This is a genomic window from Pseudomonas sp. DCB_AW, from assembly GCF_026240895.1.
In the GTDB taxonomy this organism is placed as follows: domain Bacteria; phylum Pseudomonadota; class Gammaproteobacteria; order Pseudomonadales; family Pseudomonadaceae; genus Aquipseudomonas; species Aquipseudomonas kermanshahensis.
In genome coordinates, this window is the sequence record NZ_JAPFCE010000118.1 from 1 (window position 1) to 8212 (window position 8212).

The following is an 8212-nucleotide window of genomic DNA, read 5'->3' on the forward strand; positions in this document are numbered from 1 at the left end:
GCAATCGAGGATTGATCTACTAAACGCGGGCTTCGCCAGCGACACCGCTACGTGGTATCGCTGGCGAAGCTATGCCTAGCGGGGGCCAACTTCAAAAAAATCCTCAAAGACAGTTGCTCCTACAGGTACAGCGCAGACCTGTAGGAGCTGGCTTGCCTGCGATGGGCTGCAAAGCAGCCCCTGTCAGCCTGCACGCAATCTTAGGCTCCGCCACAACGCCAAGGCCATCAAAACGCTCACCACCGCCCAGCCCCAGGCCTGCTGATTCTCCAGCCCTTCCAGAAACAACTGCGGCACCACCCCCGCCCCCACGATAAACGCCAGCAATGCCACCTCGGCCCGCCGCGCCAGCACCGGCCGCACCAGGTAAACCACTGCCGGCAACGCCAGTGCAGCTGTAGGGAAACTGCGGTAACGCGGGTCGAATACCAGCGCCAGCATGCTCACCGCCGCCGCAAAGCCCGCTGCAAGCAACAGCCAGCCAGCACGGGCCTCAAGCCAGGCAAAAATACGCTCACGCCAGCCATCGCGGCGGGCCAAGGCCAGGGCGGCGTGGGCCAGCACCAGCAGGTTGAGCGCCGCCAGCAGCCCGGCCCACAGCCACTCCCCAGCAAAGCGTGCGTGGCTGCGCATCAGCTCGCCCCACAGCCCCAGGCAACCCGCGCCAAACGCGGCCAGCAACGGCAACAGCAGGGCCGCCATGGGGGTAGCGGGCTGCCCGGCCACCCACAGCATGACCAGCATCAACACCGCGCTGGCCAGCAGCCACTGCGGCCAGTAGTGCAGGTTGCTGACGGGCCCTTCGAGCACGCCTTTGTCCTGCCGGTCGGCGTCATAAAGCCCCCAGTAGCCGCCCACGGCGCCTTCGCTGGCGCGCTTCCACGGCTGGTCGAAGGCCTCGATCAGGTTGTACCGCCAGCCATTGCTTTCGGCCATCGCCACAAAGCCACGGATAAAGCGCGCCTCGTTGGCCCGGCTGGGCACGGCAGTTTCCCGTTGGCGGCCTTCGCTGGGCCAACCGGTCTCGCCGATCAGGATGTCCTTGGGCGCAAAGCGCGTCCCGAACTCACGGCGCACATCGGCGACATGGGCCAAGGCATCGTCGATGCCGCGTGGGTCATCCTCCCAGTAAGGCAGCAAGTGGATAGTCAAAAAGTCCACCTCAGGGGCCACCTGGGGGTGTTGCAGCCAGAATTCCCAGACGTCGGCATAGGTCACCGGCACCTTGACCTGGCGCTTGACCTTGGCGATCAGCTCAGCAAGGCGCGTGCCGGTGACTTCCTTGCGCAGCAGCGCCTCGTTGCCGACGATCACCGCGCTGACGACATCGGGGTTGGCGTTGGCGGCGGCGATCAGCAGGTCCACTTCCTTCTCGGTGTCCACCGGGTTGGCGTTGACCCAGGCACCGAGCATCACCTTCAGGCCATGTTTGCGTGCCAGTTGCGGTATTGCCTCAAGGCCGGTCATCGAATAGGTGCGGATGCACTGAAAACGCTCGGCCAGCAAGGCCAGGTCGGCATCCATGCGCGCCGGGCGCAGGCGAAACGGCTGGTCGAACGGCGACTGGTCCTTGTCGAAGGGGGTGTAAGAAGCACACTGCAGTTTGTGCGTGGGGCTAGCCGCATCGGGCAGGTGCACCGGCTTGCCGAGCCCGTACCAGAGCGTTGCCAGCCCGATCAGGGCAAGCAGGCAGGCTAGCAGGTACAACGGCAGGTGCAGGCGGGTGGGGCTGGGCATCGGGCGGTCCATCGTCAGGCGCAAAAGGGTAGATAGTAGCCCGGCGCCAATCCTTTGGCATGCAAGGATCGCGCAGACTGGCGTGAGCCCATGGCGCTAATGGCACAGTGCTGTCGCCTATGGTTGGTTACATGTCGTACAGGGAGCAGGTCACAAGTTGTTGCAGGAAGATGATGCAATCTCCGAGACCTGACGAGGGGATGCTTTGATGGCAACTTTGAACAAGATGCGACGTTTCCTGGGTGTGGGCACCGCCCTGGTAATGGCCATGAGCGCTGCACAGGCAATGGCCAAAGAAGTAAGCATTGGTTACGTGGATGGTTGGGCCGACAGCGTGGCGACCACCAACGTGGCCGCCGAAGTGATCAAGCAGAAGCTCGGCTACGACGTGAAGTTGCAGGCCGTGGCCACGGGCATCATGTGGCAGGGCGTGGCGACCGGCAAGCTCGATGCGATGTTGTCGGCCTGGTTACCCGTGACCCACGGCGAGTACTGGACCAAGAACAAAGACAACGTGGTCGACTACGGTGCCAACTTCAAGGATGCCAAAATCGGCCTGATCGTCCCTGAATACGTGAAGGCGGTAAGCATCGCCGACCTCAAGACCGACAGCAGCTTCAAGCAGAAGATCGTCGGTATCGACGCCGGCTCCGGGGTAATGCTCAAGACCGACCAGGCCATCAAAGACTACGACCTGACAGGTTACAAACTGCAGGCCAGTTCCGGCGCTGCGATGACCGCCGAACTGGGCCGTGCCTATGCCAAGCAGCAGTCGATTGCCGTGACCGGTTGGGTGCCGCACTGGATGTTCGCCAAGTGGAAGCTCAAGTTCCTCGAAGACCCGAAAGGCGTGTATGGCGCTGCCGAAACCGTCAACAGCATCGGCAGCAAGGAACTGGCGACCAAGGCGCCGGAAGTGGCGGAGTTCCTCAAGAAGTTCAGCTGGCAGTCCAAGGACGAGATCGGCGAAGTGATGCTGGCGATCCAGGAAGGCGCCAAGCCTGAAGCGGCGGCCAAGGACTGGGTGGCCAAACACCCGGACCGGGTCAAAGAGTGGACCGGTAAGTAACTGGCAACACGCTCACCTGTAGGAGCAGCCTTGTGCTGCGAAGAGTCCGGTACAGCCCCAGAAAAACGGGGCCATCTGTACCGGCCTCTTCGCAGCACAAGTCTGCTCCTACAGGTGTTTTGTTACTTAATCGGTAAAACACTGTTGCATCTAAGACTAAGGTCGTCTGGTTGGCGTCCAACGGCAGCATAAAGTGAGGGTGTGGGTTTCATCCCCTATCTGTGCTGCTAGGACAAAAACAATGAACGACAGCATTTACCTCTCGATACAAAACAGCCCGCGCTTCAAGGAGCTGGTTACAAAACGCGAACGGTTCGCCTGGATTCTCTCGGCGATCATGCTCGGTCTCTACTGCGCCTTCATCCTCCTGATCGCCTACGGTCCTCATGTACTGGGCGCCAAGCTCAGCCCAGAGTCGTCGATTACCTGGGGCATCCCCCTGGGCGTCGGCCTGATCGTTTCGGCATTTGTCCTGACCGCCATCTACGTGCGCCGTGCCAACGGTGAGTTCGATGAGCTGAACAAGGCCATCCTGAAGGAGGCGCAACAATGATTCGCCACGCCAAAGCCCTGGCCGTTCTGGCCTGCGGCGTTTTCGCACCCGCCGTGTGGGCCGCCGATGCCCTGACCGGCGAGGTGCAGAAACAGCCGCTGAACGTGTCGGCGATCGCCATGTTCGTGGCCTTCGTCGCCTTCACCCTCGGGATCACCTACTGGGCCTCCAAACGCAACAAATCGGCGGCGGACTACTACGCAGCCGGCGGCAAGATCACGGGCTTCCAGAACGGCCTGGCAATTGCCGGTGACTACATGTCGGCGGCCTCGTTCCTGGGGATTTCCGCCCTGGTGTTCACCTCGGGTTACGACGGCCTGATCTACTCCATCGGCTTTTTGGTCGGCTGGCCGATCATCCTCTTCCTGATCGCCGAGCGCCTGCGCAACCTGGGCAAGTACACCTTCGCCGACGTGGCCTCGTACCGCCTCGGGCAGAAAGAAATCCGTACCCTGTCGGCCTCCGGTTCGCTGGTGGTGGTGGCGTTCTACCTGATCGCGCAGATGGTCGGCGCCGGTAAGTTGATCGAGCTGCTGTTTGGCCTCGACTACCACGTGGCGGTGATTCTGGTCGGTATCCTGATGTGCCTGTACGTACTGTTCGGCGGCATGTTGGCCACCACCTGGGTACAGATCATCAAGGCCGTGCTGCTGCTGTCCGGTGCCAGCTTCATGGCACTGATGGTGATGAAACACGTCAACTTCGACTTCAACACCCTGTTCTCCGAAGCCATCAAGGTGCACGCCAAAGGCGAGGCGATCATGAGCCCTGGCGGCCTGGTCAAGGACCCGATCTCGGCGTTCTCCCTGGGCCTGGCGCTGATGTTCGGTACCGCTGGCCTGCCGCACATCCTGATGCGCTTCTTCACCGTCAGTGACGCCAAGGAAGCGCGCAAGAGCGTGCTCTACGCCACCGGCTTCATCGGCTACTTCTACATCCTCACCTTCATCATCGGCTTTGGCGCGATCCTGCTGGTCAGCACCAACCCGGACTTCAAGGACGCCGCAGGCGCCTTGCTGGGCGGTAACAACATGGCCGCGGTGCACCTGGCCAATGCCGTGGGTGGCAGCGTGTTCCTGGGCTTCATCTCGGCGGTGGCCTTCGCCACCATCCTGGCGGTGGTTGCTGGCCTGACCCTGGCCGGTGCCTCGGCGGTGTCCCACGACCTGTACGCCAGCGTATGGCGCAAGGGCAAGGCCAACGACAAGGACGAGATCCGCGTGTCGAAGATCACCACCATCGCCCTCGGCGTGCTGGCGATCGGCCTGGGCATCCTGTTCGAGAAGCAGAACATCGCCTTCATGGTGGGCCTGGCGTTCTCGATTGCTGCCAGCTGCAACTTCCCGGTACTGCTGCTTTCGATGTACTGGAAGAAACTGACCACCCGCGGCGCCATGATCGGCGGCTGGCTGGGCCTGGTGAGTGCAGTGGGCCTGATGATCCTTGGCCCAACCATCTGGGTACAGATCCTCGGCCACGAGAAGGCGATCTACCCGTACGAGTACCCGGCGCTGTTCTCGATGCTGATTGCCTTCGTCGGTATCTGGTTCTTCTCGGTCACCGACAAGTCCAAGGCGGCTGAGAACGAACGTGCGCTGTTCTTCCCGCAGTTTGTGCGTTCGCAAACCGGCCTGGGCGCTTCCGGTGCGGTTTCGCACTGACCGCTGAGGCATAAAAAAAACCGCGATACGGGTGATGCCCGTATCGCGGTTTTTTTATGCTTGGACGGCTAGATCATGCCTAGCAGCAACAGCACCAGCAGAATCACCAACACCACGCCGATAATGCCGGAAGGGCCATAGCCCCAGCTGCGCGAGTGTGGGAAGACGGGTAAGCCACCAATCAGCAGCAGGATCAGGATGATGATGAGGATCGTGGTCATGGCGGAGTCCTTGCGTGGTTAGGGGTCAAGGGCCTCGGACTGCTGGCCTCTTGTTAAATCGGACCGGTGCGCTTGGCTAAAGATTCCATTTGTTCGGTACTGACCGCTTGGTCATGCCCTTTCATTCACTACCCTGATGGACCCTCCCTCTCGGCAATGCCTTGATTAGACTCGCCTGACAACCCATCAGCACAAGGCCTGCCACCATGCAAAACCGCATCATGATCACCGGCGCCGGGTCCGGCCTCGGCCGCGAGATCGCCCTGCGCTGGGCACGCGAGGGCTGGCGCCTGGCGTTGGCCGATGTCAACGAGGCCGGCCTGCGCGAAACGCTGGAACTGGCCCGGGAAGCCGGTGGCGACGGGTTTATCCAGCGCTGTGATGTGCGCGACTACAGCCAGCTCACGGCGCTGGCCCAGGCCTGCGAAGAGCGCTTTGGCGGCATCGATGTGATCGTCAACAACGCCGGCGTCGCCTCGGGCGGCTTCTTCGCCGAGTTGTCGCTTGAGGACTGGGACTGGCAAATCGCGGTCAACCTCATGGGCGTGGTCAAGGGCTGCAAGGCCTTCCTCCCGCTGCTGGAGCGCAGCCAAGGGCGGATCATCAACATCGCCTCGATGGCCGCGCTGATGCAGGGCCCGGGCATGAGCAACTACAACGTCGCCAAGGCCGGTGTGCTGGCCCTGTCGGAAAGCCTGCTGGTGGAATTGCGCCAAGTGCAGGTGGCGGTGCACGTGGTGTGCCCGTCGTTCTTCCAGACCAACCTGCTGGATTCGTTCCGTGGCCCGAACCCGGCCATGAAGGCCCAGGTCGGCAAGCTGCTGGAGGGCTCGCCGATCAGCGCGGTCGATATCGCCGAGTACATCCACCGGCAAGTGGCTGCCGGCGAGTTTCTGATCTTGCCCCACGAGGCCGGGCGCCAGGCGTGGCAGCTCAAGCGCGAGGCACCTGAGCGGCTGTATGACGAGATGGCCGACATGGCGGTGAAAATGCGTGCCAAGGCGCCTGCGCGATGATCTGTCTGTAGGGGAAATTACCCATGGATGTAGGTTGCTTCTGAATTGCCCTGGAACTATTGAGTAGCCTTAAGTACCCGAGGCACGCTCCGGTTTTCCCTTACGCTGGAGGATCGGATCATGCTGGTAATAGGGCGCGAAGTAGGCGAAGTCATCACCATTGGCGATGACATCCGCATCATGGTGGTCGAGACGCGGGACGGGATGGTGCGTTTTGGGGTGAGTGCGCCCCGCGAGGTGCCGGTGCACCGCGCTGAGGTGTACAAGCGCATCAAGGAGGGGGAGGTGCGCAAGGGGCGTGGCGCGTGAGGGCGTCAGTCGAGCAGCTCGCGTGGCACATCATGTTTGGCCAGGAGCTGGCATTGCTGGCTTTCCGGGTCGAACAGGATGAACGCCTGGCCCTTGGCCAATGCCTGGCGCACCCGCAATACGCGGGTTTCGAGGGGGGTGTCGTCGCCGTTGTCGGTACCGTCGCGGGTGACGAAGTCCTCGATCAGCAGGGTCAGGGTGTCGGCTTGCAGTTGGTCGTAGGGGATTAGCATGGCGGGCGATTCTGGGGGTTGAGTGTGGGCATGCTACGCGAAACGTTCGTGCATTTGGGGCCGCTGCGCGGCCCATCGCGACGCAAGGCCGCTCCCACAAGGACCGTGTAGGAGCGGCCTTGCGTCGCGATGGCTGCGCAGCAGCCCCAAACTATCAGCCTTTATTCCCAACCAGGCTATCCACCGCCGGCACCCGCGTATCGCTCTCCATCTGTGCATCGTGCTCCAACTGATGGCTGAAGCGCTCGAGCGAGGCATTGGCCGGCTGCGAATCACTGGCAAACACCGGTGGGCTCAACAAATACGCTGACAGCAACCGGCTCAGCGCCGCCAGGCTGTCGATATGCGTGCGCTCGTAACCGTGCGTGGCATCGCAGCCAAACGCCACCAGCGCGGTTCGGATGTCATGCCCCGCCGTCACCGCCGAGTGGGCATCGCTGAAGTAGTAACGGAACAGGTCGCGCCTGACCGGCAAATCGTGGTCGCCGGCCAGCTTCAGCAGGTGACGCGACAGGTGGTAATCGTAAGGCCCCGAAGAGTCCTGCATGGCCACGCTCACCGCATGCTCGCTGGAGGCCTGGCCTGGCGCTACCGGGGCAATGTCGATGCCGACGAATTCGCTGACGTCCCAGGGCAGGGCACCTGCCGCGCCGGAGCCGGTTTCTTCGGTGATGGTGAACAGCGGGTGGCAGTCGATCAGCGGCTGTCGGCCACTTTCCACCACCGCCTTGAGCGCCGCCAGCAATGCGGCTACGCCCGCTTTGTCGTCCAGGTGGCGGCCGCTGATGTGGCCGCTTTCAGTGAACTCTGGCAACGGGTCGAAGGCGACGAAATCGCCGATCGAGACCCCCAGGGCTTCGCAATCGGCGCGGGTCGCGCAGTAGGCATCCAGGCGCACTTCGACGTGGTCCCAACTGATAGGCATCTGGTCGATGGCGGTGTTGAACGCATGCCCGCTGGCCATCAGCGGCAACACGCTGCCGCGGAACACGCCGGTGTCGGTGAACACACTGACCCGGCTGCCCTCGGCAAAGCGGCTCGACCAGCAGCCCACCGGCGCCAGCGCCAGGCGGCCGTTGTCCTGCAACTGACGCACGCTGGCGCCGATGGTGTCCAGGTGCGCGGAAACAGCGCGGTCCGGTGAGCTTTGCCGGCCTTTGAGGGTGGCGCGGATGGTGCCACGGCGGGTGAGCTCGAAGGGGATGCCCAACTCATCCAGGCGTTCGGCGACGTAGCGCACGATGGTGTCGGTGAAGCCAGTGGGGCTGGGGATGGCGAGCATCTCCAGCAGGACGCGTTTGAGGTAGTCGAGATCGGGTTCGGGGTGGTGTTCGGACATGGGTACTCCTTACTGGCCTCTTCGCGGGGCAAGCCCGCTCCCACACGTAAACCTGAAACCTGTGGGAGCGGGCT

At 62.6% G+C, this 8212-nt stretch carries 9 protein-coding genes; 5 read left to right on the plus strand and 4 right to left on the minus strand.

What is annotated here, in order from left to right:
* Window positions 1-183: 183 nt before the first annotated feature.
* Complete coding sequence (locus tag OO306_RS27365) at window positions 184-1749, minus strand: beta (1-6) glucans synthase (RefSeq protein ID WP_265970338.1); 1566 nt, start codon at window positions 1747-1749, stop codon at window positions 184-186.
* A gap of 196 nt (window positions 1750-1945) precedes the next feature.
* Here OO306_RS27365 and OO306_RS27370 point away from each other — a divergent pair, with 196 nt between their 5' ends.
* The 3 genes from OO306_RS27370 to OO306_RS27380 all read left to right on the plus strand — a co-directional run bounded on the left by OO306_RS27370 (window position 1946) and on the right by OO306_RS27380 (window position 5020).
* Complete coding sequence (locus OO306_RS27370; protein WP_099428543.1) at window positions 1946-2806, plus strand: glycine betaine ABC transporter substrate-binding protein; 861 nt, start codon at window positions 1946-1948, stop codon at window positions 2804-2806.
* A gap of 241 nt (window positions 2807-3047) precedes the next feature.
* Entirely contained in the window at window positions 3048-3359 is a 312-nt protein-coding gene (locus OO306_RS27375) for a DUF485 domain-containing protein (RefSeq protein ID WP_027595925.1), read from the plus strand.
* Entirely contained in the window at window positions 3356-5020 is a 1665-nt protein-coding gene (locus tag OO306_RS27380; RefSeq protein WP_027595926.1) for a cation acetate symporter, read from the plus strand. The genes OO306_RS27375 and OO306_RS27380 overlap by 4 nt, the downstream gene beginning before the upstream one ends.
* 68 nt (window positions 5021-5088) lie before the next feature.
* Here the strand turns inward: OO306_RS27380 and OO306_RS27385 are convergent, their stop codons facing one another.
* Complete coding sequence (locus OO306_RS27385) at window positions 5089-5241, minus strand: DUF3309 family protein (RefSeq protein ID WP_003252624.1); 153 nt, start codon at window positions 5239-5241, stop codon at window positions 5089-5091.
* A 206-nt stretch (window positions 5242-5447) separates the two neighbouring features.
* On the opposite strand from OO306_RS27385, the gene OO306_RS27390 reads away from it, so the two are divergent.
* Entirely contained in the window at window positions 5448-6257 is an 810-nt protein-coding gene (locus OO306_RS27390; RefSeq protein WP_265970339.1) for an SDR family oxidoreductase, read from the plus strand.
* Between the two features lie 120 nt (window positions 6258-6377).
* The gene (gene csrA, locus OO306_RS27395) at window positions 6378-6566 is read left to right on the plus strand and encodes a carbon storage regulator CsrA (RefSeq protein ID WP_027595928.1); all 189 of its coding nucleotides are present in this window, start codon (window positions 6378-6380) and stop codon (window positions 6564-6566) included.
* A 5-nt stretch (window positions 6567-6571) separates the two neighbouring features.
* On the opposite strand, the gene OO306_RS27400 is transcribed toward csrA, so the two are convergent.
* On the minus strand, window positions 6572-6799 hold the full coding sequence (locus OO306_RS27400; protein WP_027595929.1) for a YheU family protein: 228 nt from the start codon (window positions 6797-6799) through the stop codon (window positions 6572-6574).
* Between the two features lie 154 nt (window positions 6800-6953).
* Window positions 6954-8138, minus strand: a complete 1185-nt coding sequence (locus tag OO306_RS27405; protein WP_027595930.1) for an osmoprotectant NAGGN system M42 family peptidase — start codon at window positions 8136-8138, stop codon at window positions 6954-6956.
* Window positions 8139-8212 lie beyond the last annotated feature (74 nt).

Excerpts from the sequence above, each read along its gene's own strand:
- OO306_RS27365 (WP_265970338.1), bottom strand. The coding sequence starts at position 1,749 with ATGGACCGCCCGATGCCCAGCCCCACCCGCCTGCACCTGCCGTTGTAC.
- OO306_RS27370 (WP_099428543.1), top strand. The coding sequence starts at position 1,946 with ATGGCAACTTTGAACAAGATGCGACGTTTCCTGGGTGTGGGCACCGCC.
- OO306_RS27375 (WP_027595925.1), top strand. The coding sequence starts at position 3,048 with ATGAACGACAGCATTTACCTCTCGATACAAAACAGCCCGCGCTTCAAG.
- OO306_RS27380 (WP_027595926.1), top strand. The coding sequence starts at position 3,356 with ATGATTCGCCACGCCAAAGCCCTGGCCGTTCTGGCCTGCGGCGTTTTC.
- OO306_RS27385 (WP_003252624.1), bottom strand. The coding sequence starts at position 5,241 with ATGACCACGATCCTCATCATCATCCTGATCCTGCTGCTGATTGGTGGC.
- OO306_RS27390 (WP_265970339.1), top strand. The coding sequence starts at position 5,448 with ATGCAAAACCGCATCATGATCACCGGCGCCGGGTCCGGCCTCGGCCGC.
- csrA (WP_027595928.1), top strand. The coding sequence starts at position 6,378 with ATGCTGGTAATAGGGCGCGAAGTAGGCGAAGTCATCACCATTGGCGAT.
- OO306_RS27400 (WP_027595929.1), bottom strand. The coding sequence starts at position 6,799 with ATGCTAATCCCCTACGACCAACTGCAAGCCGACACCCTGACCCTGCTG.
- OO306_RS27405 (WP_027595930.1), bottom strand. The coding sequence starts at position 8,138 with ATGTCCGAACACCACCCCGAACCCGATCTCGACTACCTCAAACGCGTC.